The organism is Pseudomonas sp. JZ114 (assembly GCF_051027705.1).
GTDB lineage: Bacteria > Pseudomonadota > Gammaproteobacteria > Pseudomonadales > Pseudomonadaceae > Chryseomonas > Chryseomonas luteola.
In genome coordinates, this window is sequence record NZ_CP069257.1 from 144,174 (window position 1) to 169,787 (window position 25,614).

Annotated in this window: 27 protein-coding genes and 1 pseudogene; 5 read left to right on the top strand and 23 right to left on the bottom strand. The window is 53.8% G+C overall.

What is annotated here, in order from left to right:
- The first annotated feature begins 71 nt into the window (after nt 1-71).
- Nucleotides 72-995, top strand: coding sequence for a LysR family transcriptional regulator (locus JQR90_RS20135; RefSeq protein WP_010798970.1), 924 nt, complete (start codon nt 72-74; stop codon nt 993-995).
- A gap of 14 nt (nt 996-1,009) precedes the next feature.
- On the opposite strand, the gene madM is transcribed toward JQR90_RS20135, so the two are convergent.
- The 9 genes from madM to mdcA are packed head-to-tail and all read right to left on the bottom strand — an operon-like array spanning nt 1,010 to nt 8,336.
- Nucleotides 1,010-1,774 (bottom strand): malonate transporter subunit MadM, encoded by a 765-nt coding sequence (gene madM, locus JQR90_RS20140; RefSeq protein ID WP_026003682.1) that lies wholly within the window; start codon nt 1,772-1,774, stop codon nt 1,010-1,012.
- Between the two features lie 8 nt (nt 1,775-1,782).
- Nucleotides 1,783-2,184, bottom strand: a complete 402-nt coding sequence (madL, locus tag JQR90_RS20145; protein ID WP_010798972.1) for a malonate transporter subunit MadL — start codon at nt 2,182-2,184, stop codon at nt 1,783-1,785.
- Nucleotides 2,185-2,244: 60 nt separating this feature from the next.
- The gene (mdcH, locus tag JQR90_RS20150) at nt 2,245-3,180 is read right to left on the bottom strand and encodes a malonate decarboxylase subunit epsilon (RefSeq protein WP_010798973.1); all 936 of its coding nucleotides are present in this window, start codon (nt 3,178-3,180) and stop codon (nt 2,245-2,247) included.
- Entirely contained in the window at nt 3,177-3,803 is a 627-nt protein-coding gene (locus JQR90_RS20155; RefSeq protein ID WP_434140926.1) for a malonate decarboxylase holo-ACP synthase, read from the bottom strand. Before JQR90_RS20155 ends, mdcH begins: the two co-directional genes overlap by 4 nt.
- Nucleotides 3,804-3,826: 23 nt before the next feature.
- On the bottom strand, nt 3,827-4,627 hold the full coding sequence (gene mdcE, locus JQR90_RS20160) for a biotin-independent malonate decarboxylase subunit gamma (RefSeq protein WP_010798975.1): 801 nt from the start codon (nt 4,625-4,627) through the stop codon (nt 3,827-3,829).
- Nucleotides 4,624-5,487 (bottom strand): biotin-independent malonate decarboxylase subunit beta, encoded by an 864-nt coding sequence (locus JQR90_RS20165; protein ID WP_010798976.1) that lies wholly within the window; start codon nt 5,485-5,487, stop codon nt 4,624-4,626. Before JQR90_RS20165 ends, mdcE begins: the two co-directional genes overlap by 4 nt.
- Nucleotides 5,480-5,794, bottom strand: coding sequence for a malonate decarboxylase subunit delta (locus JQR90_RS20170; protein WP_010798977.1), 315 nt, complete (start codon nt 5,792-5,794; stop codon nt 5,480-5,482). Before JQR90_RS20170 ends, JQR90_RS20165 begins: the two co-directional genes overlap by 8 nt.
- On the bottom strand, nt 5,782-6,666 hold the full coding sequence (locus JQR90_RS20175; RefSeq protein ID WP_010798978.1) for a triphosphoribosyl-dephospho-CoA synthase: 885 nt from the start codon (nt 6,664-6,666) through the stop codon (nt 5,782-5,784). The genes JQR90_RS20170 and JQR90_RS20175 overlap by 13 nt, the downstream gene beginning before the upstream one ends.
- Complete coding sequence (gene mdcA, locus JQR90_RS20180) at nt 6,666-8,336, bottom strand: malonate decarboxylase subunit alpha (protein WP_037031107.1); 1,671 nt, start codon at nt 8,334-8,336, stop codon at nt 6,666-6,668. The genes JQR90_RS20175 and mdcA overlap by 1 nt, the downstream gene beginning before the upstream one ends.
- A 239-nt stretch (nt 8,337-8,575) precedes the next feature.
- Between mdcA and JQR90_RS20185 the strand changes: the two genes are divergently transcribed.
- Entirely contained in the window at nt 8,576-9,505 is a 930-nt protein-coding gene (locus JQR90_RS20185; RefSeq protein WP_010798980.1) for an AraC family transcriptional regulator, read from the top strand.
- 128 nt (nt 9,506-9,633) lie between these two features.
- Here the strand turns inward: JQR90_RS20185 and JQR90_RS20190 are convergent, their stop codons facing one another.
- From JQR90_RS20190 to JQR90_RS20225, 8 genes are all read right to left on the bottom strand, one after another.
- On the bottom strand, nt 9,634-10,401 hold the full coding sequence (locus JQR90_RS20190) for an SDR family NAD(P)-dependent oxidoreductase (protein ID WP_010798981.1): 768 nt from the start codon (nt 10,399-10,401) through the stop codon (nt 9,634-9,636).
- Nucleotides 10,402-10,441: 40 nt separating this feature from the next.
- On the bottom strand, nt 10,442-11,281 hold the full coding sequence (locus JQR90_RS20195) for an oxidoreductase (protein WP_073449934.1): 840 nt from the start codon (nt 11,279-11,281) through the stop codon (nt 10,442-10,444).
- 30 nt (nt 11,282-11,311) lie between these two features.
- Nucleotides 11,312-11,617, bottom strand: a complete 306-nt coding sequence (locus JQR90_RS20200; RefSeq protein ID WP_286790268.1) for a putative quinol monooxygenase — start codon at nt 11,615-11,617, stop codon at nt 11,312-11,314.
- A gap of 64 nt (nt 11,618-11,681) precedes the next feature.
- The gene (locus JQR90_RS20205; RefSeq protein WP_073449936.1) at nt 11,682-12,440 is read right to left on the bottom strand and encodes an SDR family NAD(P)-dependent oxidoreductase; all 759 of its coding nucleotides are present in this window, start codon (nt 12,438-12,440) and stop codon (nt 11,682-11,684) included.
- Between the two features lie 263 nt (nt 12,441-12,703).
- A complete protein-coding gene (locus tag JQR90_RS20210) occupies nt 12,704-13,609 on the bottom strand; it encodes a LysR family transcriptional regulator (protein WP_010798985.1) in 906 nt (301 codons plus the stop codon).
- 71 nt (nt 13,610-13,680) lie between these two features.
- The gene (locus JQR90_RS20215; protein WP_010798986.1) at nt 13,681-14,112 is read right to left on the bottom strand and encodes a nuclear transport factor 2 family protein; all 432 of its coding nucleotides are present in this window, start codon (nt 14,110-14,112) and stop codon (nt 13,681-13,683) included.
- Between the two features lie 41 nt (nt 14,113-14,153).
- Complete coding sequence (wrbA, locus tag JQR90_RS20220; protein WP_010798987.1) at nt 14,154-14,753, bottom strand: NAD(P)H:quinone oxidoreductase; 600 nt, start codon at nt 14,751-14,753, stop codon at nt 14,154-14,156.
- 122 nt (nt 14,754-14,875) lie between these two features.
- Nucleotides 14,876-15,784, bottom strand: coding sequence for a LysR family transcriptional regulator (locus JQR90_RS20225; protein ID WP_010798988.1), 909 nt, complete (start codon nt 15,782-15,784; stop codon nt 14,876-14,878).
- Between the two features lie 145 nt (nt 15,785-15,929).
- Between JQR90_RS20225 and JQR90_RS20230 the strand changes: the two genes are divergently transcribed.
- The 3 genes from JQR90_RS20230 to JQR90_RS20240 all read left to right on the top strand — a co-directional run bounded on the left by JQR90_RS20230 (nt 15,930) and on the right by JQR90_RS20240 (nt 18,533).
- Complete coding sequence (locus JQR90_RS20230; protein WP_073449938.1) at nt 15,930-16,850, top strand: pirin family protein; 921 nt, start codon at nt 15,930-15,932, stop codon at nt 16,848-16,850.
- Nucleotides 16,851-17,112: 262 nt separating this feature from the next.
- Entirely contained in the window at nt 17,113-17,550 is a 438-nt protein-coding gene (locus tag JQR90_RS20235; protein ID WP_010798990.1) for a DoxX family protein, read from the top strand.
- 59 nt (nt 17,551-17,609) lie between these two features.
- The gene (locus tag JQR90_RS20240; RefSeq protein WP_112298005.1) at nt 17,610-18,533 is read left to right on the top strand and encodes an NADP-dependent oxidoreductase; all 924 of its coding nucleotides are present in this window, start codon (nt 17,610-17,612) and stop codon (nt 18,531-18,533) included.
- Between the two features lie 129 nt (nt 18,534-18,662).
- Here JQR90_RS20240 and JQR90_RS20245 read toward each other — a convergent pair whose 3' ends face one another.
- From JQR90_RS20245 to JQR90_RS20270, 6 genes and pseudogenes are all read right to left on the bottom strand, one after another.
- A complete protein-coding gene (locus JQR90_RS20245) occupies nt 18,663-19,298 on the bottom strand; it encodes a DUF1963 domain-containing protein (RefSeq protein ID WP_010798992.1) in 636 nt (211 codons plus the stop codon).
- An 84-nt stretch (nt 19,299-19,382) separates the two neighbouring features.
- The gene (locus tag JQR90_RS20250) at nt 19,383-19,754 is read right to left on the bottom strand and encodes a hypothetical protein (RefSeq protein ID WP_010798993.1); all 372 of its coding nucleotides are present in this window, start codon (nt 19,752-19,754) and stop codon (nt 19,383-19,385) included.
- A gap of 159 nt (nt 19,755-19,913) precedes the next feature.
- A pseudogene (locus JQR90_RS20255) lies at nt 19,914-20,035 on the bottom strand (RHS repeat-associated core domain-containing protein); the annotation flags it as partial.
- Between the two features lie 265 nt (nt 20,036-20,300).
- Nucleotides 20,301-20,906 carry a hypothetical protein gene (locus JQR90_RS20260; protein WP_286790271.1) on the bottom strand — a complete coding sequence of 202 codons (606 nt, stop codon included), beginning with the start codon at nt 20,904-20,906 and terminating at the stop codon, nt 20,301-20,303.
- Nucleotides 20,903-25,093, bottom strand: a complete 4,191-nt coding sequence (locus tag JQR90_RS20265) for an RHS repeat-associated core domain-containing protein (RefSeq protein ID WP_073449942.1) — start codon at nt 25,091-25,093, stop codon at nt 20,903-20,905. Before JQR90_RS20265 ends, JQR90_RS20260 begins: the two co-directional genes overlap by 4 nt.
- Nucleotides 25,094-25,172: 79 nt before the next feature.
- A complete protein-coding gene (locus JQR90_RS20270; RefSeq protein ID WP_010798997.1) occupies nt 25,173-25,604 on the bottom strand; it encodes a DcrB-related protein in 432 nt (143 codons plus the stop codon).
- Between the last annotated feature and the right edge of the window lie 10 nt (nt 25,605-25,614).

Here is a 25,614-nt window from a genome sequence, read left to right on the forward strand (position 1 = left end):
AAGTACCAGCATAGCCCGGTTGCGACGTGAAACAATGGGACCATCCCTGTCAATGAACGATAAGGCGTTTCATGGCGATCGATGAAGAACTGACTCTGAAGAAGCTGGAGATCTTTCTGGCATTCATGCGCAGCGGCAACCTGGGGCGGGCCGCAGCCGAGCTCGGAACGAGCAATGTCAGTGTCCACCGGGCTATCCACTCGCTGGAGAGTGCGCTGCGCTGCCCACTGTTCAAGCATAAAGGGCGCAACCTCACGCCACTGGATGGGGCCTTCGTTCTGGAAGCACGGGCACAACAGCTCATGCAGGATCTAACCGAGACCATACGGCTGACGCGTCTGGCAGCCGGTTTCTCATCCGACCGTTTCCGCCTGGGTGCGTTGTATTCGCTTACAGTCAAGACCGTGCCCCAGCTGATCATGGGGCTCAAGCTTCGACGTAGCGAACTCAATATCGACCTGATTCTGGGCTCCAATGCTGATCTGACCTACCAGCTCAGGAACATGAAGCTGGATGCGATGCTCATCGCGCTGGATGACGGAATGGCTGATCCCGATTGCGAGAGCGTTGAGCTCTTTCGCGATGACATCTATCTGGCCGCGCCTGCAGACTCCCCGTTCACTCATCAGGATATGGTGGACCTGCGTGACCTGCATGGGGTGCCCTTCGTGACGTTGACTGAAGGTTTTGCCACCTTCAGGGATGGACGGCAGGTGTTTCATCAAGCTGGTTTCGAGCCGGACGTCATCATGCAGGTTAACGATATCTTCTCGCTCATGAGCATGGTCAGTTCAGGCGTAGGGTATGCACTACTCCCGGGGCGGGTCGAGGCGGTGTATGAAAACCGCATTCGTCTGGTACCACTTGCTCCTCAGTATCGCTTGCAGCAACGGATCGGCGTAGTGTTCTTGCGTAGCAAAGAGCGTGACCCAAACCTGTTGGCGTTTCTTGCCGAATGCAGGATGTATTCACGCAAGATGAATGCGGAGCCATAAGGCTCCGCATCACCTCAGCCAAAGATTGCACGTGTGACGAGAAAGAGTAGCGAAGGTCCGAGCAGGCAACCGATCGCTGTATAAAATGCGGCCGTCAGACAGCCATAGGGCACAAGTTTCGGGTCGGTTGCAGCCAGTCCCCCAGCCACGCCGCTAGACGTTCCGACAAGCCCACCAAAGATGACAGCCGTGCGTGGGTTGTCCAGGCCAATATAGCGCGCCACAAACGGGGTCGCGACCATGGCCACGATGGCCTTGACCAGGCCTGCCGCAATGGAAAGCGCCATGACTTCCGAACTGGCACCAATCGCGGCTCCGGTGACAGGGCCAACGATATAGGTGACGGCACCGGCGCCAATTGTGGTCAGGCTTACGGCGTCGGTATAGCCAAAGGCAAGCGCCACGGCAACCCCTGCAATGAACGACGTCCCCACCCCTACAAACAGTGACAGCACGCCGGCAAGACCCGCCTCCTTGAGCTCGTCCACGTTAACGCCGAAGGCGGTGGCGGCAATGGCAAAATCCCTGAGCATGGCGCCGCCCAGTATGCCCAGGCCGGAAAGCAGCGGAATATCTACCAGTCCCTTCTGGCCGCCCGTCGTGACCCCACCGATATAAGCCAATAGCAGTCCAAAAAAGATTGCAATGGCGGAGCCGTGCAGGCGGCCCTTGGTCAGCTTGGCGCTGAGCCAATAAGAAACCCACATGGTAACGCCTATCAGGGCAAAGGCGCTGATCATGCCGTACGCCTGGGTGACCTTGGTCAGTGATTCAATAATCATGTCAGTCACCGTTGTACGCTGGCCAGCTGATCAAGGGCAGGTGCTACCGTTTTTTTTCGGCCCACTTTGTTCAGTACTGGCACCAGGGCAAACGCGATGGCAATGGCTAGAAAGCCGGCAAGAATAGCCGCCGGGCCGCCCTTGAGTGCACCAGCCACGTTTTGCTGGGCCGCCATGGCCACGACGATGGGAATGTAGATCGCGCTCCAGAACTCTACGCCTTGTTCGGTCTTGGGATGAAACTTGCCGTGCTTGCCGATCCAGCTACTTAGAAAGATGAGCATCAGCATGGCGATGCCAACACCGCCCACGTTTGCAGGGACACCGATTAGTTTGCCGAGCACTTCACCGATAAAGATGCCGGTCAGCGTACAGATGGAGAGTAGAGCCACACCGTAGATAATCATTGTTATTGTCCTCTGGGTCGAAGTTCTTGTTCTTGTGCTTCGAAACGCTAGGCGATCTCTCTATCGGTCGCGATTGGCCTCCTCGCGCAGCAGCGCAGTAATGGTGTCGGTCCGTGTACCTTGAAACGCCACCGCAGTTCCGGGGTTGATGACGCGTTTGGCAAGCGTGGTCAGCACCGTACCGGGCGCCAACTCAACGGTCAGGCGAACGCCGCGCTCCTGAGCATTCTGCAAGGTCGCATGCCATTCCACGGTGCGGGACATATTAAAGGCCAAATCATCAGCAAGCCGCGCTGGGTCCATGATGAGCCGGGCAGAGCTACCACTCAGGTAGCGTATCTGGGGACGACGCAAGGTTATCGGCTGGAAGGCGGCGGCGAGCCGATTGGCCGGCTCGGTCAATAAAGCGCAATGGGAGGGTACGCTGACGGCCAAGCGGCGTGTAACGCCGGTACCGCCTGAGCGAACCTTTTCGGCCAGGGCTGCCAGCGCAACGTCCGAACCGGACGCGATGAACTGTTGTTCGGCATTGCTGTTGGCCAGGAAAACAGGCGCATTGGTAGTCGAGGTAGCCTCTATCAGGTATTCAGCCTCATGACGTTGTAGCCCCAGCATCGCCAGCATTCCATACCCGTTGGGAAACGCCTCTTGCATCAGCTTGCCGCGCAGATCCACCAGCCTTAACGCATCGGTATAGTCGAGCGCGTTTGCTGTCACGGCGGCTGGGTAGGCGCCAATGGAGAGGCCGGCGACATAGTCCGGGGCAGGGGCCTGTTCCAACAACAGACGTGCACTGGCAACGCCTGCAATCAACAGGCAGAGCTGAACGGCATGTGTCGATTGCAAGGCCTCATCGGTATCCAGCATGTCGAGCGACACATTGAGGATGGCTTCAGCCTCCCGCAAGGTATCGCGTACAACCAAGGCGTCAGGCAGCGTGTGCAGCATGCCTGGCTGCTGTGCGCCCTGGCCGGGGAACAGAAAAAGACTGCTCACGCAGCGATCTCCGCCAAGTGCCAAGGATCAGTGACCAGACAGGCTCCGCTGGCTCGCTTGAGCAGGACGCGGCTGCTTGACTGCGCCCACTCACGCAAGGCAACGCCTCCCTGTGGGGTTTCCAGTTGAATGTCCAGGCGGCACGGTGCCTTGTCCAGCTTATTCAGCAGGGCTAATGCCTGTGACCGGGAAAGAGGTGCGGGTGCACGTATGAGCAGATCGAGATCGCTTTCAGCGTGTAACGTGCGGATACCCGTCGCAAGCTGGAAACCCGCACTGCCAGTAACCCCCCAGGCCAGACCGGTAGCATCCAGGCAGGGTTTGGCCCATACCAGGGCTGTCAGGGCAGGTGGATCAATCGGGTGGCTGCTGATGGCCGCAACCAGTTGTTCGGGTGACCGGCTACGAACGACATGGTCCAAAGCCATCCAGGTACCGAAGCGTTCTTCGCGCCCACGACCTCGTATGCCTACGGCCACAACGTCGGGTTTGCCCTCGGCACGCCGGACAACGACCGGCCCCCCAGCCGCGACTGCTGTGAAGGCCCATTGCGGTGCTGTGGCAGGCAGCTGTTCTGAGGTAAATCCCCAAAGCAGATCATGTGGGCGAGGGGCTTGCTTCATATGGCCTCCGTGATCATTTAAAGTCACCATTGCTCCAATAGCTTTTCCCTTACCCGTCGCGACGCGCTGCGGTTTGGGGCGTCCAGGCGGCCACGTAGATCATGTGATCCTGCCGCAATATCGGCCACGGCCTGTTGCAGGCATTCGCTTACCCGGTTGATATCGCCTTCGGTAGGACGTTCGATGCGCTCGACCGATAGCGTCTCCCACAAAAGGCCCAGCGAGGCATAGTTATCGAGGTCGTATGCCATGGGAGGAATATTTGCCGCCAACGCTTCCAGCTCGTCGACGCTGCGCAGGGTGATGCGTGCTGCTGATGCCTTGCCCATTGCATGCACCTCAACACCGGGATCGCGCAGCGCAACAAGGCGGTTGGCCTGATAGCCATGAGCAAGAAACGCACCGGACATCGCCTTGCCCACAATCAGACCCACCACCGGATGGCCTGCGAGCCGAGCGCGTGCATACGCATCCACTGCACCTGCTAGGGCCTGGTGGATACCCAGTGCTTCCTCACGGCGGCCATACGCCTGGCTTGGTACGTCAATGATGGCGACCAGTGCGCGTTTGGTATCGTGATCGCGGTCGGCTTCTATGGCTTCATCAATGATCTGACCCAGGCCCCAGCCTTCGAGCAGCCCCACCTCACCGTGGCGAGCGCGGGGAAAGGGGTTTTGCTCATCGGGGACCACTGCAATCACGCGAGCCGGTAAGCTGCCTAGTGTTGTATCGCCAACCTTCAACGAGGCGGGCAAACCCTCAAAGGATTTCGCATTAGGTGAAAGTGCGTTGAACCAGATCAGTCCACGTGTAGAGAGGGTCATTTCACACCTCCTTCATCGCCCGCGGCATATAGGTTGCGGACGGTTACCGCCTCGATGGGTTGTTCGGGTTCAAGACGGTGTAGGCGGTCAAGAAACCAGGCGTACCGCCGGCTACGTTCGAGCGCAGGCTTACCCTGTCTGAAACAGGTACGAATCTGCGCATGGATCGTTTCGGTATCATCGGGCACATAGGCGTCGACAAGACCCGTCACGTGGCGCTGCTCACCCCCGGTCAGGCTCCAGATGAAGGGGCGATCCCGAGAGTCATATTCTTCGATTCCCGCTTCCTGCTCGATGACTTGAGGACCATTAAGGCCCAGCCGTGCCTCTTGCGTCACGATCAGATAGCTGCACAATCCGGCAGCGATAGACATACCACCAAAACAACCAACGGGGCCGGCGATAACGGCCACGACCGGTTGATACTCTCGGAGATCGACGATAGCCGCCTGGATTTCAGCAATAGCGGCCAGTCCCAGGTTGGCTTCCTGCAGACGTACGCCACCGGTCTCCAGCAAAAGCACGGCGCGGGTTGGGATACCGTTACGGTTGTCTTCAGCCGCCAGCTCCAGAGCACCAGCAATCTTGGCTCCGCCCACTTCACCCATGCTTCCACCCTGGAAAGCGCCTTCAATGGCAGCAATTACAGCAGGCTGGCCGTCAATCGTACCCTTGGCAATGACTACGCCATCATCCGCTTGCGTCACGATGCCCTGCTTGGGTAACCAAGGCGACATCATGCGTTCAAACGGGCCGATCAATTCGCGGAAGCTGCCCTGATCAAGCAGGGCGCGAGCCCGCTGCCGGGCACCCAATTCAATGAAACTGCGAGGTTGGAGTAGGCGTGCGGTATCAGTCATGGCGCGCTCCTTCCAGCTGTAGTTCTTCCAATCCCTGCTCAAGACGCAAGCGCACAACGCCGGGCGTCGCACCAAAGTCGTGGATTTCGATATTTAACGCCGGCGGCGTCTGCTCACGAAACATCCGCTCGAACAGGTTTTGCCAGCGCGCCGCACTGCCATTCACTGATGTCACGACATTCAACGTGAGCGTGCCTGCCTCGCCGGGCTCCAGCAGCACCTCCAGGTCTCCCGAGCCAACACAGCCCACCAGGGCTTTACCCTGAGAGGGCTGGCCGGCCGGAAATTCAAACGTTAAGGTTTCCATGAGATAGCGCTCCTCTGCAGGCAGGATTCCAGGCGATCAAGAAACAGCGTGGCGGCCAGCAGATCGGCAGCACCACCTGGGGACGCATTCAGGCGTAGTAACGCGTCGTCCAGTTGGCGCAACGCGCGTCTGCCCGCCAGGGTTGCGCTGCCATCCTGCGCAAGGACTGCCTGCGCGCCTTGTTGAAGCGCATCCAAGCCTTCAAGGCCCGCCCGATGCAGGATGCAGGTATCCGGTAAAACGACCATGATGGCGATAAGGGCATCCAGCCGCGCATTCTGCTCTCCGGCGCCTTTCGCCCGGCTCTTCAACAGTTGTGGTAAACCATGCCCTACCACAGCTGGGAACCCCGCTTGCGCCTGTTCACGGGCGCCGGGAAGACCGTATCGGGCGCAGGCCCTGAGACCATGACTATTCTGTACCTCAGGCGCAAACCGATCAGGCAGCCGCGCCAGCAGAGCAGCGCGGTGAGCCACGTCCGCAGGAGAACAGTGTTCCGGCTTAAATGCCGCAGCAGCAGTCAGCAGGCCCAGGGCCCAGATCGCGCCACGGTGCGTATTGACTCCACCAGTGGTTTCCAACATGACACTTTCGCCCTTGCGGCCCAGCTGACCCAGCGTCTCGCGCAAGGACTGGTCCAAGTCCTTCGCAGCACTGGCGGCTTCCGCCATGTCTTGAAAGGTTTGCCGCAGTGCATAGGCCGAGCTGTGCATCAACCCCAGGTTCAGGTCTGAATGGGCACCATTGCTGCGGCGATCGACCAAGCCAGGCTTGGGCGAAAGATCTGCCTCGTCGATAAGGACGTGCACCGCCAGATCCGCCAGCTGCCCGGCGATGGAGGAGGGAAGGGGTACCGCGATCAAGGTACGCATTACCAACTCCTGAATTTGGCTGGAGGGGTGTAGAGGCCGCCTGACCACTCGACAAGATCGGCAATACTCTTGGCTGCCAGGAGTTCACGTGTAGCATCGGTACGGCGAATACCCAAGTCTTCCGGCAGAGCCAGCAGGCCGTCACGGCGCATCTGCTCGGATCGTTTAGGATCGTGGCGTAAACCGATATCAGTCACACCCGCAACCGCTGCAATCAATGCCCGACGCTCCTCTTGAGAGCGGGTCTTGTAGAGGTAGGCAATACCTTCCTCCGTCAACAGGTGAGTAACGTCGTCACCGTAGATCATCACCGGTGCCAGCGGCATGTTGCTTTTCTTGGCTACATCGACGGCATCGAGCCTATCGACGAACGTGGGTTTGCCACCTTCCTGAAAGGTCTCGACCATCTGCACCACCAGTTTACGGCCACGCTCAAGCATGGCGGTCGGACCTTCCTCCACTCGCATGTCGAGCCATGCGGGTGTGCCGTGGCGACGGCCATGAGGATCATGTCCCATGTTGGGTGCGCCCCCAAAACCGGCCAAACGTCCACGTGTTACGGTGGAGGAGTGTCCATCACCATCCACTTGCAGCGTTGCGCCAATGAACAGGTCAACGGCGTATTGGCCTGCCAGTTGGCACATCATTCGATTGGAGCGCATGGAGCCATCGCGCCCGGTAAAGAACACGTCCGGCCGGGCTGCGATGTAGTTTTCCATGCCCAGTTCGGTGCCGAAGCAATGCACGCTTTCTACCCAGCCGCTTTCAATCGCCGGAATCAGCGTGGGATGCGGATTGAGCGTCCAGTTACGACAGATCTTACCCTTGAGACCCAGGCGTTCACCGTATGTAGGCAGGATCAGTTCAATCGCAGCCGTATTGAAGCCAATCCCGTGATTGAGCGATTGCACGTTATGCTTCTCGTAGATCCCACGGATTGCCATCATTGCCATGAGCACATGGACGGGCTTGATATGGCGAGGGTCTCGGGTAAACAGAGGTTCGATGTAAAAGGGCTTGTCCGCCACCACTACAAAGTCGACCCACGAGGCAGGGATATCCACGCGGGGCAGCTCACTTGTGTCGTTCACCAGTTCGTTGACCTGGACGATGACGATGCCATCGCTAAAGGCACCTGCTTCGATAAGGGCGGGTGTGTCCTCGGTGCTGGCGCCGGTATAAATATTCCCGTGGCGATCTGCCTTGAAGCCAGCGGACAACACAACGTTGGGAATCAAGTCCACCAACAGCCGTGAGTAGAGTTCGATATAGGTATGGATAGCGCCCACTTCCAGCAGTCCGTCTTCGAGCAGCTGACTGATACGCAGACTCTGTGTGCCGGCAAAGGAGAAGTCCAGTTTATGGGCGATACCGCGCTCAAACAGATCCAGGTGTTCGGCGCGCCCTACGCTTGGCATGATCATGTGCAGATCATGGAGCTTGCCAGGATCGGCCTTTACCAATGAGCGAGACAGAAAGTCAGCCTGTTTCTGATTGTTGCCTTCCAGCACCACGCGATCACCGGGAGCAATCAGCGCTTCAAGGGCTTCAACGATCCGATCGGTTCGGATGACCGCGCCTTCGGCATAGGCACTTGCCTGGGCGACTCGCCGCTGCTTTTCGGTGCGCCGCCGCGACCATTGAGGTGGAGGAGAGGTTATTGTCATGATGACTCCACGAAGTCCGCTGTCGTGGTCTCACGCTAGACCTCCTCAGGCGGACCTTCAATCAACCTCACCGTCAGATCGTTAACCTGAGCGTAACGATTTGAGGCGTGAGTCATGTGGTGATGGTGTCCATACCGAACGCTGAGCAGTGATTACTTTCCTCGCGATGCGCAGGCTGCTAAAACATACATACCTGATTTCGGCTAAATCCCTGACTGGCTACTGCGCAGGAGAACCGCAAGATGACGAGCCTTGCAAGCGAGTACGCTGAAGCGTTGGACTCTATGACGTCCCGTCGCGTTGAGCTGGTCCGTATCGTTGAGCGCTTTGCTCCTGACTTTGGTGTCCACCCAACTGCCATTCAGCCACTGCATCTGATTCGTAGCGATCAGCCGACACAGACCATCCATACTGTTCATAAGCCAGGTCTTTGCATCATTGTGCAAGGAGCAAAAGAAGTTCAGCTGGCGGAAGAATGCTACCGCTACGATCCGCTTCACTACCTGGTGGTTTCCGTTACCCTGCCGCTGGCAGGCAAGGTGATCGAAGCGACCAGCGATAAACCGTATCTGTGTCTTCGTCTCGATCTCGACCCTTGCGAAATCGCTCAGCTGGTTTCAGATGCCAGCCCGATCGCTGTCCCTGATCGCCCGGCGGAGCGCGGGTTGTTTCTGGACCAGATTGATCCGTCCATTCTGGACACTATGCTGCGCCTGTTGCGGTTGCTGGAGTCTCCAGATGACATTCCCATGCTTGCGCCCATGGCGATAAAGGAAGTCTACTATCGATTGCTTAAAGGTAAGCACGGGCATCGTCTGTATGAAGTGGCGTTTGGGGATAGCCAGGCCCAGCGGGTGGCGCGTGCGATTGATTGGTTGAATAACCACTTTTGCGAGCCGCTCAGTATCGATGCCTTAGCCAAGCACGTAAACCTTAGTACATCTGCGTTTCACCATCGTTTCAAGGCGGTTACCGCCATGAGTCCCTTGCAGTATCAGAAGCAGTTACGCTTGAACGAGGCGCATCGGCTGATGATGTCCGAAGGTCTGGATGTGACCAGCACCTGTTACAGAGTGGGCTATGAGAGTCCCTCGCAGTTCAGCCGGGAATACAGCCGCTTTTTTGGCGTATCGCCGGCCAAGCACATTGGGCAATTCAGGCGAAAGGCATAATCCGCTTTGGTATCAATATGATGCTATCCCGACTAGGGACTTTAGGACGGGAAAGCCAGTTAAACATTTCGGCATCATGCTCTGAAGGAAGCTAGTGACTTCAGAACATGATGCCTTTTTAATAGTGCTTACTTGCCCCATTCAGGCCCGCCATCGGTGGCGGTTTGTCCTCCATCCACAGGTAGCGTTACGCCTGTAATGTAAGCGGCCTCTTCGCTGGCCAGGAAGGCAATGGCGGCGGCAATTTCTTCCGGTTTCGCTGCACGGCGCAAGGGAATACGCTCCCACGCCTTTTCAAGCAAGGCCTCGTCATCCATGATCTTTTCTACCATGCCGGTAAGGGTAAGACCGGGACACACCGTGTTAGCCCGGACTCCATATTTGCCATAATCACAGGCGATGGAGCGTGTAAGGTTGGCTACGGCTGCTTTGGCTGCACAGTAGGCAGCATGCGACCAGCCGCCACCCAATGAAGAAACGGACCCGACATTGATTATGACCCCCTTTGCACGAGCCAGATGTGGCACTGCACGACGGCTGATATAAAACACGCTATCCAGATCCGTGCCCATACAGGCTCGCCAATGATGATCACTGGTTTCGCTGATGCTGCCGACCAGATTCATACCTGCCGCATTAATAACTGCGTCTAACTGACCAAACCGTTCCACAGTATGATCGACCAGTCGGTCGCACGCTTCGCGTTGCGACACATCTGCCACCTCGGTCATTACCCGGTCAGAAGAAAATCCATCGGCTACTGCTTCAAGGCGTTCAGCGTTTCGTCCAGAGAGAACAACCGAAGCGCCCTCTGAAAGAAAGCGGCGGGCCGCTGCTTCGCCGATGCCAGAGCCTCCGCCTGTAATAACAATGACTTTTTTGTCAAATCGATTCATGGTTCATTCCTCGCAAGGTGAACAAACAAAAGGTCATCTATCAGCCGGGATAGTCGGCACCGCGCGAAACGGCCTCCCAGTCTCCAAAATCTCGCGCAAGTTCATCTAACTTGCCTAAGGCGCACTCGAATGCGCTATTGCCCAGCAGTAGGCGTGCCGGTTTTTCCTGGCTTTCAACTGCTTTAAAAATGGCTGCGGCGGCTCGGGCGGGATCGCCAGATTGCCTGCCAATCGACTGGTGATAGGCTTCGATAGCTGCACCGGCTGTCGGTGTATAGTCTTCATGGGTGTGCGGCGTTTCATGCGCTGACCCTGCCCACTCCGTACGAAACGCACTGGGCTCTACCGTCATGACATGAATGCCTAACGGCGCCACTTCCTGGCGGAGTGTTTCTGATAATCCCTCAACGGCGAATTTGCTGGCGCAGTAGTATCCTACCGCAGGAAAGCCGCAGAGCCCGCCGATGGAGGTCAGATTGACGATGATGCCCTGCCGCCGTTGGCGCATACCAGGCAACGCGGCTTGAAGCATATTCGCAACACCATAAAAGTTAACATCCATCATCTGGCGTACCTGGTTGAGATCGCTTTCCTCCACTGAAGCGAAATACCCAACGCCGGCATTATTCACCAGCACATCTACAGCGCCGAAAGCAGCTTCGGCTGACTCAATGGCGATCTTTGCCTGACGCGGGTCTGTAACATCCAGCGGCAGCACCAGGGCCTCACCTTTATTTTGAAGGTCCTTTAACTGCTCGGGCTTGCGTGCCGTTACCACTACACGGTAACCCTGCGCCAGTACATATTCCGCAATGTGACGGCCAAACCCAGTGGAGCAGCCTGTCACAAACCATACGGGGGAGTGTGCTGTCTGATTCATAGGATCTCTCCTGTCATGTTGAGAACGGGGTTATGCAGGCTCCAGATCGATCAACTGAAAAGCCCGCATGTCAATCTCACCGTCCATAAGTGCTGGGAGCTGCGCCAGAAAGGCTTTTACATAAGGCCGCTCAAGGTGAGCGGCGAGGTCTTCTGGAGAGCGCCAGACCTCGTGGATAAACCACTCGTTCGGCTCGTCGCGACCTTGATGAACCGTATAGGCGAGGCAACCCGGTTCATGGCGTGAGGGTGCTATTAATGACATCAGCTGCTGGCCCAGCACCTCTGTCTTACCCGACCGGGCGCGAATGAAAGCGATATTGGTAAACTGAGACATAGGGAGGTCTCCGTAGTCATCCAGGGCCTGCTGCCCTGATAGAGCAGCACGCGTACGAAAGGACTCAAACGGTGGTGTAGCCACCGTCTGCCATGACAACCGAGCCGGTCATGAAGCTGGCGCGATCGGAGGCCACAAAGGCAATTACTTCAGCGATTTCTCTCGGCTGGGCAACACGGCCAATCGGGGCGTTAGTGGCATGCTCACGCAGGAAGGCGCGGCCATCAGGCATGATGTCATCGAGGATGCCAGTCTCCACATCGCCAGGGGCTACAACGTTGGCCCGAATGTTATGCGGCGCGCCTTCAAGCGCGAGAACCTTGGTGAGCTGAGCAACCGCACCTTTCGACGCGGCATAGGCGCCAATGGTAGGAAACGCTACCTGACAGGCATAGGAGCCTACATTGACGATGGCGCCGCGCTTGTTATCGATCATGACGCGCATCGCCTCACGAGCATGCAGGAACATGCCGCGTGCATTGACGTTCATGACCTTGTCCCACTGCGCGACAGACATATCGGTAACGTTTATGTTGAGGATAATCGCAGCGTTATTGACCAGAATATCAACCTTGCCAAAGCGCTCCATGGCAAGGGCAACGGCGCGTTGCGCAGTTGCTTCATCCGCTACATCACCGACCAGCGCAGCGATGCGCTCTGATTTTTGTTCAAGCTCGACAACGGATGGCTTGATGTCCTCGGCAACAACAGATGCGCCACGCTCAGCAAACAGTGTGGCTACAGCTTCGCCGATTCCACCCGCTGCACCGGTGACGATGGCGACTTTACCTTCAAGTTCTTGTACGGGAGTTGTAGTCATCATGTCTCTCCTCAAGTATCAAACGCCGTAAGCGGCTGTGGTTGAAGTCGAGATCACGATATCGAGTTTGCCCGGCGTGATAATCGCCTCGTTTCTTCATGCCTTATGAAGGAGGGCTAAATAATCGAGAGGTAGATGGGGTAGGAATGAAAGGGCCGCAGAGGACGGCCACTTCTACGGTAGACATAACACGTATTAGTGTCGGTTAGCTAAATTCAAATGCCGGCAAAGGCTTCACTGGCCGTGAATGGTCATGTGCTGGTTCGTCAACGCCTGCGCGCGGAGTCTTTTTTCAGAAAATCGATAAATGCCCGTAGTGAGGCCAGCTGTTGGCGCTGACGAGGGTAACTCAGATAAAAACCATCAAACGGCGCGCACCATTCCTGGAGTAGCGGGACCAATGTTCCAGCGTTGATAAAGGGCTCCATCTGGTCTTCCAACCAAAAGGCGATACCCACGCCGTTGACTGCAGCCTCAATGGCAACACGCTGATCGTTGACGATGAGCGGGCCTTTGACGGCTATGGCGAACCACTCAGTATCACGCTTGAACTCCCAGCGATACGGATGGATCTGGCCTGGCCAGCGCCAATTGATACAGCGGTGATTTTCCAAGTCATACGGCGTTTCTGGATACCCGTACTGCTCAAGATAACTCGGCGAGGCGGCTGGAATCTGCCGGAGTTCTGGCCCCAGCTTGATCCCCACCATGTCCTGCTCGATCAGCTCGCCCAGGCGCAAGGTAGCATCGAATCCCTCTGCAACGATGTCCACGGGTCGATCGTCCAGCACGACATCCAGTTCAATCTCGGGATAGGCCTCCGAGAAAGGCTGGAAGATTGGCTCAAGAAAAACACGTGAGGCCAACCGAAGGGCATGCACACGTAATCGACCGGAAGGCTTCTCACCAAATAAACAGGCGTTCTCTACAGCGCTTGCCACCTCCTGTAGAGCGGGTCTAAGCCGCTCAAGCAGGTGCTCGCCGGCAATGGTCAGACTTACGCTGCGTGTCGTGCGATTGAAGAGGCGCACCCCCATGCGCTCTTCCAAACTACGTATCGTCTGGCTAAGTGCAGAAGGGGATACCTGCAACTCTTCAGCAGCCCGAACGAAACTGCCACGTTCAGCAATCGCCACGAATGCCTGGAGTTCCGCATAATTCTGACCACGCATGGTAAGCATCCTGTCTGGTAGGTCTGCCTGAAAAGCACAGCGTACGGAGGCATTATGAACGCAAAAGCTCTTTAATCAGCACTGATCACCTCAAAACCCGGTATGGGAGCCTCAAGTGCAAGTGCAGCTCTGACCGGATCAAAGTACTCGCGAATGAATGCAATCTTTCCATCCTTCACGCGAACGAACAGCACATAGTCCTGACGATACGTCCTACCCGTTGCCGTAATAATACCTTCCGCCTTTACTTCCGCACTCGCTTCATCGGGACTATCCGAGGCATGAATTCTAAGGTCATAAAAGCGGAACTGCTCTACCGCACCAACGAACCAGCCTACGTGATGAAGCACCGCTTCACGCCCCGCCAGTTGTGCGGGATGCCCTAGTGACGGGGCAAAGGGAAGCTCCCATAAAAGATCATCCGCAATCAAGGTTTGCCATTGGGGCTGATTGGCTACGAATGTCTCGAAGTGTTGTTGCAGCAGTTCGGTTGCAGTGCGCATTGCGGTCTCCTGATTATGTAAGTGAAGAACAAAAGCGCTGCTCAGCCGAACAGCTTGATAACGGTTCTCGCCGTTAATTCACCCTGGTGCCGCGCACCCTCAAGCTCTGTTTCGCTCGGCAGACGTGAGCCGTCTCCCGCTGTGATGGTAGTAGCGCCATATGGTGCGCCACCTACCACCTCTGTAACACCCATTTGCCCTTGATGGCTGTAGGGGAGTCCCACAATTGTCATGCCGAAGTGCAACAAGTTGGTGATGATGGAGAAAAGGGTCGTTTCCTGGCCGCCGTGCTGTGTAGCTGAGGCCGTAAAGGCACCGCCCACTTTGCCATTTAATACACCGCGTGCCCATAAGCCGCCTGCTTGATCCAGAAACGCGGCCATCTGGCTGCTCATCCGGCCAAAGCGGGTCCCTGTGCCCACAATGATCGCATCGTAATGCTCAAGATCGGCAATGGTTGCTACCGGTGCTGCTTGGCCAAGCTTGAAATGCGCACTCCTGGCGATCTCTTCCGGTACCGTTTCAGGGACACGTTTGATATCTACGTCAGCGCCTGCCGCACGCGCGCCTTCTGCTACGGCTTCAGCCATGGTCTCGATATGACCGTAAGAGGAGTAATACAGAACCAGAACCTTAGCCATGTGACGTCTCCTGAGTGGAATAAGCGGCCAGTGCCGCAGTGGAGAAACTTTCGCATGGCTCAAGATTCGAAAATAGCCAGCTAATATCGACCGGTTCGTTCGATAAAATCGAACAGTAGCGATCAAAGGTTTTGTGCGGCCTGTGCCTTGAAGCGCTCAATTAACCATGTGGCAGCAGGGCCAGGCGGTGAATCGGTACGATAAATTACGGTAAAGTCGTACGTGCCACCAGGGCAATCTGGCAAATCCAGTAATACCAGCCTATTTTCGGCAATATCACTCTCTACCATGGGCTGCGGCATGTTTCCCCAGCCAATACCTTCCTTGAGTAGCATGTGTTTGGAACCAAGGTCAGCCAGACGCCAGGTGCGGGCGCTCATAACGGCGTATTCCTGCCCCTCGGTTAGTGTGGAGCGGTCCGTCAGGACCAGCTGAACATGCTCACGGGTAGCGCCAGGAGCGTTGACGCTGGCTGAAGCTAACGGATGGCTGGGTGCTGCAACCGGCACCAGGTCAACGCTGCCCACTGCAATCCGCTCCAGACCGTCAAGGTTAGTGATCAAAGGACCGCTGACGCCCAGCGCAGCGCCTCGATTCAGTACCCGTTGCGTGACGGCGCCTAATGCTTCTATATGAAGATGGAGGGAAACCGTGGGAAAGGTTTCTCGAAATACCTTCAAGGCATCTACTACCCGCGCACTGGGCAACATGACATCCAGCACCAGATGGATCTCGGCTTCAAGACCTTGCAGGAGTCCTTTTACCTTGGCACGCAGTCCATTGATGCCGCTATATACCATGCGCGCTTCGGCTAATACCGTTCGCCCCGCGTCTGTCAGCTGAGGTTTACGAGTAGTTTTGCGATCAAAAAGAGTCACGCCCAACTGCATCTCAAGGTTAGCAATGGTATAGCTGATAACAGACGTAGCCCGGTGTAGCTTACGAGCAGCCCCGGCAAAACTCCCCACCTCAACAACAGTAAGAAAGACACGCAACTGGTCCAGCGTAGGCGTACCGGGATCAGACATCATTTCGAATTCCTCGAACGTTTTAATGCATATTATCTGGATTTTGCTGAACGCCCATCTGTTTTAGTCTGGCCTGGTAATCACTTCCGAGTGAAGTCTTTTGCCTGCAATCCGCCGATTGCACCTATGCCCTGCGAGGCCCGCAACCATGACGTTATCGAGTTCTGCATCCGCTATTGAGCATCTCATCCTGCCAGCCGTGAGAGACTTGGGTGATGGCTTTAAAGTACGCCGCGCCTTACCTTCTGCACAGCGACGTACCGTAGGCCCCTTCATTTTTCTGGACAGCTTTGGACCAACCGTTTTCAAGGCAGGCGAGGGGCTTGATACACGGCCCCATCCGCATATTGGTTTGTCGACCATGACTTACCTGCTGGACGGCGAGATGCTGCATCGCGACAGCGAGCACTATGTCCAGACCATACGGCCGGGCGAAATCAACCTGATGACGGCAGGTAAAGGAATTGTTCACTCCGAGCGCAGCACCGACGCGGTCCGCCAAACAGGCGGTACGGTATTCGGCTTTCAGTCATGGCTAGCCCTACCAGTAGCCCATGAAGAGGCTGACCCAGGCTTTCAACATGTCAGCGCAGGAGAGATTCCTGTAATAGAGGACGAGGGGGTTACCGTCAGGGTACTAGCTGGCGCGTTGCATGATAAACAGGCACCTACACGCACGTTTTCTGATCTGTTCTACGCCGACGTGGTACTGGAGGCCGGAGCGCGCTATCGCATCCATAAAGAACATGTCGAAAGGGCCATCTACGTCGTAAGCGGTGAGGTTACGGTGAGTGGGCAGGATGGTCGCTTCGGCCGGGACCAGCTGGTTATCTTCAAACCAGAAACCGAGATTGTACTAAGTGCAACGGGACTGACTCGGTTGATCTTGCTGGGAGGGGAGCCGCTTCCTGAAAAGAGACATATCTTCTGGAATTTTGTATCGAGCCGCCGTGAGCGCATCGAGCAAGCTGCCGAAGACTGGCGTTTACAGCGTTTTCCAGGCGTACCTGGAGAGCATGAGTTCATCCCGTTACCGGAAACACGAATCCGTTTAAAAGCCACTGTGTAAACATCATCGCGTTATCCTGATGCCCGCCCGGATGCCATTCGGAGCGGGCATTGTCTTTTCTGAGCCTACTCAGAGACTACTAGCCCCCGCTATCTCCTGAGCTTCACACCTTGAAGCTCAGAAGAGTTAGGCCTACAGATTATGTTCGATTAAATCGAATCTAATGGTCTAAATTAATCGGCTATTGCGAATAGCAAACCACAGGCAGACTTCTCCCCATCGAGACACATCATGGTGATGCGTCCTAAATGAGGATCTACTCATGTCACAGTCAGCCAACCTTGTTCAAACTGCTCCGCATACAGCCGCTTCCAATGCTTCAGCAGCTACAACTGCATTGCTGGGCCGGATATTGATCAGCGCAATCTTCATCCTTTCAGGCATTTCCAAAATTACTGCGCCTGCCATGATCATGGGTTATATCGAGTCGGTCGGTTTGCCGTTTCCTGCCGTCGCCCTCGGAGTTGCCGTGTTGGTTGAAGTGGTAGGCGGTATTGTGTTGGTCCTCGGCTATCAGACACGAGCAGTGGCTGCGTTCCTGGCCTTGTTTAGCGTAGTGACCGCACTGGCCTTCCATAACAATCTGGCTGATCAAAATCAGTTCATTCATTTCTTCAAGAATATCGCCATGGCCGGTGGGCTTCTTCAAGTAGTGGTTCTTGGGGCTGGCCAGTACAGCCTGGACGCCCGTCGTAGCTGATGGCAGATGCCAGGCTAGCGGCCTGGCATAACTTGCAACCCTTCGCTAGAGAAATCATCATGAAAGCCATACGTGCACAGCAATATGGGAACCCCGACGTACTCCGCCTTGAAGAAGTAGCTGATCTGACGCCGAGTAAAGGACAAGTGTTGATCCAGGTAGCTGGCAGCGGAATAAATCCAATCGACTGGAAAGTCCTCTCCGGTGCCATGAAGCAGTTTATCCCCTTACCGTTACCCTATACGCCAGGGGTTGAAGTCGCAGGAACGGTTATCGCATTAGGTGAAGGCGTAGACACATTCAGCCTGGGCGACGAGGTTTTTGGCTTTATCGGTATTACAGGTGGGTACGCCACCCAGGCCGTAGCGGATGCCGACCGTTTGGTCTTAAAGCCCAACAGCCTTTCATTGCTAGAGGCAAGCGGTGTGCCGGCGGCAGCCTTGACGGCTTGGCAAGCCTTGCATGAGCATGCCGCCATTAAGGCAGGCCAACGTGTCCTGATCCAGGGAGCGGCGGGCGGGGTTGGCAGCTTGGCCGTACAGTTGGCTCGTATAGCTGGCGCTGAAGTCATCGCGACGGCATCTGCCCATAATCATGATTACCTACATGCACTAGGCGCTACGCAACTCATTGATTACCGCCATGAAGCCTTTGAGAAAGTCGTTTCGGATATAGATATCGTAATCGACCTTGTAGGCGGCGAAACTCAAGCCCGCTCCTGGTCAGTGTTAAAAAAGGGCGGTGTGCTGGTGTCACCCGTCAGCGCGCCGAGTGAAGAGGCTGCTCGTAGCATAGGAGCAACAGGCAAACGCTTCGCTACCCGTTCAGACGGGAAGCAACTAGCACAGATTGCCGACTTATTTAACCGGGGAGCACTTAACATGGAAGTAGAAACCATGTCCTTGTCCAGGGCAGCTGATGCGCTACAGAGAAGCCTGGCAGGCCATACGCGAGGCAAGATTGTGCTGGATGCTCGGGAATAGTAACCAATTAAATAGCTACATGATGAGTGTGCTAAATGGCCGGTTCTCTAAAACCGGTCATTTATTTTGGCCAATTTTTGAAAGATATTATTTTCCCATATCTCTAATGCTGAAGTTTATAAATAAAGATTAAGATGGAGATATAAAAAATACCCCTTTGAGAGTGGTTGGTGACTGTGCTTTAGGAATTAGTAGGTAAGCATTTGCGTCGGTAAGATAGAATATATCTTTATAAGGGCTTGGAAAGTCAGAGGAGTAAATTTGTAGCGCAACATTGTAATTTTTGGCAATGTCTTTTTCTAGGGAAAGTTGTTTTGGGGTTTCGCTTGTTATCATGGAACAAACTACAAAATCATCCACCTCAAAATGCTCGTCAACAATTTTGGTGTATGTCTCAGGTATAGTATATGTCTCCGATTTTATAAGTTCTGCTTCTAGGTCTTCGCTATGTATAACTTGAGTGTATCCATTACTAATAAATTGTAAATCCTCAATGCTACCAGAGGTGCTTATCAAGTCTAGAAAGTATTCGCTCGGGTGATAGGTCGAGAAAATATAGATTATTCCATTGTTTGGAATAGTGTCCGGTAAGAAATAAAGTCTAGCTAGAGAGCAGTTTATACTCATAACCAATGTAAGCGGTAAGTGGTCAGGATTTTTTGGCCAAGCCTCTACTTTCGCTTGGCTACCACCAAGCGTGATACCACAATGTTTATTTAAGTCCGAGGTTGGGACAATTCTCTTTACTGTCTTGATTTTACTCATTTGCAGTCTATAAGTATTTTATAAAAAAACGAAGGCTTAACTATTTAATTATATATTTTCTAGCTGTAAATTTATCATTGTGGACTATAAATCAAATAGAGGGTGCGTCGGAAAAATGCCTGCCATGTAGCTAGCCCATAATCTTTCAATAAAATGATTTTCGATCTTATTAAAGGCTGCTTCAGAGATTAGACCAATATCATCAGATGCATACCCTGCTAGCTCTGAGTTTTGAGTTAACTTAAAAGTATTTTTAAATGCTATTTCTCTAAGTGATGAAAATTCGAAATTTTCATCTGGATTTATTGTTCTTATTTCTTTAAATGCCGAGGACCAGGCGGATTCAAATTCTTCATGGTCTCTGGCATCTAATGCAGTATTCCAGTCTCTATCTACAAAAATCGATTCGTAAAAGCTATCTGCTTCGATTTTTTCTTTAATGTCTAAAAAATTCATCTCAACCCTGCCTCCTTAGCCAATTTTCTACAAGGTTAACTGCTTGTACAGGCGTTACATTTTTACTAAGAATATGAGTCCCGTTGCATAAGCGTACATATACTTTAATGTCATTAAGCGATCATAAGCCTCAAAAAGCTCGTAAATCGTCCACGCCAGTGGATCGTAATAACAAACGTATTGTAATGCAGACCCGTTTCAGCATCGTAGTACTGTCCTTGAAAGCGCAGGTTCTGCTCGATTTCCCTCGGTGCCAGCGCTTCCAGTGCACCCCAGGCCCTGCCAGAGGAAGTAGGTCGTTTCGGTCTTGCTCTCTACAGAAACATGCTTGGCGATACGGCAGTCCAGGCAGTCGTATTCGTAGCTGGCTTGGGTTTACTACTATTTATTATAAATTTTTCCTTTAACCCAAATCGTGTCATACACTAAGGAAAAAAGTGTGTTTCGAATTTATGTGAAAATATACAACTGCCATGAATATCTTGCATGTATTATTTATTTTAACTCTCTCTCACGCTGTGTTATTAGTTTAATTAATATGTAAATTTAGCTGGCTTTAAATGTATATATTTTTTCGCCATTAAACACATGATACAGGTTTTCTATGCTGCCTTTTGAGTTGTAAGTAATCTTTTTTCTTGCATATGGTTTTAAATGATTTGTTCCGCAGACAAGTGCCTCAGAGATTATATCTTCGGAATAAATATATTTCTCGAACGTATATTCTCCATCTTCATTTAATTCTATAGATGATGTATATTTTCCGTTTTTTTTATTTACTTTGAAAATACGGATGGGTTCCTCCATATCGTCATACTGGATAGTGATAATTGAGTCTCCCTTTTGATAGGATATGTACTCGGAAACTATACGACCATGTCCGCCGAAGTCAAAGATATTAGAAGGGAATCCCTCTTTCGTAATTCTTGCCGCGTAGACGTTTTTTAGAGTTTTTGGTTTTCTTTTTAATATAGAAGTAGTTTTGATTCCCCTAGACTCATTAAAAAATGGTATTGGGAAAAATGGCAAAGATTTCGACCAAATCAGATCATCTTGCTCAGGATCAAATATAGTAGGTCTAATCTCAGTGGAAGCTAAGATTTCTTTGATTTCTAAAAGAGCGTCAGCCACTTCTGTTTCATTAATAATCATTTGTTAAATACCATCCCTTTGTTAAGGCTTGACTTTATTTCCGAAAGTTCGGTAAGGAAAGACTTTTTATCAGCTCTATTGATAAGTTTATCGTAGACATATTGTTTATAAATGTTGCTATGAACCCCTTCGCCTTTGTGGGCAGTAGTTGTAGTTCCAGGTACTCGTGCTTTGCTAGTGTTTGGCAGCCAAATACCGTTCTTTCTATAATTGATATCGATGCCTAAGTCTTCCATTTTTTTGCGCAAGGCAACCATTCGCCAATCTTTTGAATTAGACATAATTATGTGATGAGCATCATACTGCCCACCGCCGATGGGCTTAGGTCCTAGGTTTGAAGCTAATTTACGAGCATCACTGGAACAGGTGAGTCCTGTAGGATCAATCCAAACGGCCGGATTGTCACCATAATTATAGAGGTTAATTCCGCCAAGCAACCCTATGGGATCTTGCGCTGTAAAGCGGCCTACAGCCGGATCGTAATAACGAAACGTGTTGTAGTGCAGGCCCGTTTCGGCGTCGTAGTACTGTCCCTGAAAGCGCAGGTTCTGCTCGATCTCTCTCGGCGTTAGGGCCTCCAATGCTCCCCAGGCCCTATAGTAGGCGCGCCATACCATTCGTCCGCTATCGTCCGTGACCTCAAGTGGCGTACCGATCTGGTCGGTATGAAAATAGTAGCGCTTAGGCTTTTGATCAGGCTGGCTCGGATCAGTATCTAACCGGGCAAGCGGGGCGTAGCTGCCTTGCTCGTAGATATACAGGCTGTACAGATCCGCTTTTTGCTCCTGCAGCATGCGCAGGCCTTGCCAGATGAAGCGGGTCGTTTCGGTTTTGTTCTCTGTTAGGACATGCTTGGCAATACGGCGGCCAAGGCAATCGTATTCGTAGCTGGCTTGGCTGAGCGAGTCATGGCCGCGATAGGTTTCGGCTTTAACCAGGCGGTTTTCGCAGTCGTAGGTAAAACGCTGATAACCATTTGAACTGTGCCGCTCGCTCACGTTACCCCAGGCATCGTAGGTGAGGCGCAGGTCTTTCCAGGCCTTGAGGCGGTTGTCTGGGCTCAAGGCTTGAGAGGCGCTCAGGTTGCCGGCAGGGTCGTAGCCGAAGTCCTCATTACCGAGCTGAGGGTGGTGTGGTTCGCGGCTACGCAGTTGACCAATGGCATCGTATTTGTAATCCGTAGCACCACGGTGCTTATCGATCTGCCGCAGGAGCTCGCCTGCCTTGCTGTACTCATAGCGACGATGAATCAACGTGGCGGGATGTTCAGGATGGCCGAGCAGGCTGTTTTTTTGCGCGTTGAGTTGCGAGAGCTGTTCATGCGGCAACTCAACGGCCGCTTGCCAGCGCTTACGGCCAAAGCTGTCGTATCCAAAGCGGCTGGTTAGGCTGCCTTGGGTACGCAAGGTCTCCCTGTGTAGGGCGTCACGCTCGAAGTCGCTGATCAGCAAGCCGTCGAGGTTCAGTTGGTGCAGATGGCCGCTGCCATAATAGAGGTGATTGAGTGTGCGGCCATCCGGCAGGCTGAGCTGAGTAAGGTTGCTTAACGCATCGTAGGTGTAACTTAGTGCGCCCAAGGCTGACTGCTCTTCTACCAGGCGGCCAGCGTTGTCGTAGCTGAAGCTAAGAAAATCCGGCCGTATGCCCAGCGCTTTACCGTGCTCGCTGGGCTGCCGTTCGATGGCTACGACCCGATCCATTTCGTCATAGGTGTAATCCAGGCGAGCATCCCGAGTTACTTTGCTGAGCAAACGACCTATAGCGTCGCGCTCAAATTCGCTTGAGCGTGTCTGACCTAGTCCCGCCTGGTCAGCGGTATGCTCATCCATGCGGACCAGTGCGCCGGATACGTTGTAGTGGAAACGGCGGCGTAGTCCGTCTATACGGACCTCTTCAATCAAGCGGTCGGCAGAGTCATAGGCGAAACGATAGGCCGCCCCGTTCTCGTTTACCAGGGCAGCCAGACGCAGCGCCTGATCATAGTGGTAGCGAACCCGCTGGGCTTTGGCGTCCTTGCGCTCTACGGGTAGGCCGCGAGCATTACGAGTGACGCTTGTTGTTCGCTTATCAGCATCAGTATGGGTAAGTAGCTGCCCAAGCGCATTATAGGTATAGGAATCTATACTGCCGTCAGGATGCTCGACCCGGAGGACTTCGCCGTCGGGTTTGCGATGCAGTCGGGTGGTTTGGCCGAGCGCGTCGGTTACTGCCGCAAGATGTAAGTGTTCACCGTAGGCATAGTGGGTGTGGTTGCCTGAGCAGTCCTGATACCGAGTAACTTGGCCAAGGGCGTTCCACCAGTAATAAGTATTGTTGCCTAAGGCATCCGTTACGGTATGGGGTAGGCCATTATCGGCACTAAGATAGCGAGTGATTGCGCCAAGCTCATCCGTCTGAGCCAGCAAGCTACCTGCCTCATCGTATTCCCAGCTAAGTGCGCTGCCATCGGGCCTCGTCAGTGAGGTAAGGAATTCAGTATTGAGATGATAGGTATATACCGTCGAGCGACCGATAGGATCGGTGTCTTTGACTAGTCTTGAAAACTGATCGTACTCGAACGCTAGCGTATTGCTGTCGGGCAGCGTCACACCCGTTATGCTGCCTGACTCATCTAAGCCAATGTGGTATTGCTCACCGCTAAAGTCTTGGGCAAAAGTGACACGACGGCTTTCATCGTAATGAATAATGGCTTTGCGATTTAAGGTATCAATAATGTATGTCGTACGAGCTGTCAGATCATAGCTGAAGCTGTAGCGCTCACCATCACTGGTCCAATGCTCTGCTACTCGCAGGCTGCCGTCTGGGAGTTTGCCCCACCGATAATGACACACCAAACCTAGGGCATTTTCATGCGCGACCATGAGGCCGTGGTCATAGGCAAAGCGTCGGCTGGTAGCACCATTGCGATTAGTGACGCCAATGAGTTGATCCTGCGCATCGTAAGCATAGCGAACAAGGGTTTCTACCGGCTTGCAATCCTCGATACGCTCTACACGCACCAAGCGGTTACCCGCTTCGTTGTAGCAGAGATGGATACGTACCATACTCTTTGAGTGGATATCGGTAAGCCGACCTTCTCGATACGTAAGCGCCAGGTAATTACCGTGAGCATCCTCGATGCGTTTGAGCGGAGCGGGCGTGCCATCCTCTGGTAGATCGCCAAAATAGAGAAATGTACAGTCGAGGGTCTGCAATAGATAATGGCCGCCCTCAGTACAAACGATCGTAAACTGCTCCGCTGGATAGAAGACTCGCTCATTAGGATTTAGTAGTTCGAGCGGAATTTCCCGGCCCTGGTTATCGCGTAAAACCAGACGATCCCTCTCGCGCCGTAGGCTTTGCTCCCAGGGCATTACCCAGCCGCGCCCGAGAATACCCTCACGCTCGATGTCGCTGGCGTAAAAGCGTGCCCAATGGATAGGCAGCAGGCCGGGAAGCGTAAAATCGATCTCACTGTCTTCCAGCAGTAGTTTACGGCCATTTACCGCGTCAACCGGGTGACCAAACAGTGCGCCGAAAGCACGCGTCAATACTGGGGCCGCTACTGCCCGTGTAAACGCCTCGGAAGCGGCAAAGGTGGCTGCAAACTTGAGCGCGCAGGGCATAACGGCTTTCAAGCCATTCTTGGCTGCCATTTTCACAAGGCTGCCTATACCGCCACCGAGTGCCATCAGAACATCAACTGTGGTACGTAACCATGCTGGTACTTCGTCATCTATAGGCAGATAGGTCTGAGTTTCGGCTCCAACATTTACATTAGGAGAACCCGAGTCAATCGTTGCACCACAGGTGAGTTGATCTCCTTTACGGGCAGCGGGAAAACCGTTGATGAAGACCTTGGCTGAGCCTTGGGCAATTTGCGGGGGCTTGCTATGCTTCTCACAGACGCCGGTGTCCGCCTCAACGCGCGCAGCCGCTAGACCGTTGATAAAGGTATTGGGCGAGCCGGAAACAATCCCTCCGGCGGGGGTACTCATTGATCGTCCGATCGTTTCGCCGAGCGCAGTCAGTGCTGCTCCGCCAAAGCCAGCCAGTACGCCCGCCATCAGGGCAACACCAAAGCCGCAAGTAGCGGTTGCTACCGCTACTCCTACTACAAGGGCAATACCTATCGCCGCTCCGGCAAGAAAACCGCCTAACGCGCTTGTATGGACGATCTCATCGTCAATGCGAGCGGCTTCGTACATTTGACTTCTCCCTGTCACACGGATTGTCTTTCGCCGTGCGAAGCAAACCTGATGATGCTTATTGATTCCGCTTCACGAGTTAACGAGACGGAATAAAATTACTTAAAAGCTCTACCCACAGTGCATCCTGTTCTGATGTAAACGGTGCTTGTCCGCTGGCGGTAAAAACAAGAACGCGCTCGGGTGCCATTGGAAAAGCAGCCTGACGCTGATATACGTCTTTGCCGCTTGCCTTGTACCGAGAATCAATTTGGATACCCTGAATGGGGACGTTCATGGATAGCTGCGCCAGCTTTCTGTCCAAAGGTTTGTACTTGGCAAGTTTTGCGGCGATCAGCTCAACCTGTCGGTCAATATAATCATCAAGGGCCTCGTCCGAGGGTTTGGTATCTCGGGAAACCGTAAGGCTGAACGGAAAGGGGGCCGTGTCTCCCGGAACGAATACATTGATGGTGCGATCCTGAAAGCCAGCAGGTAGTTTTAAAATACCTTCGTTGATCTTATAGCTCATGAGATTTCTC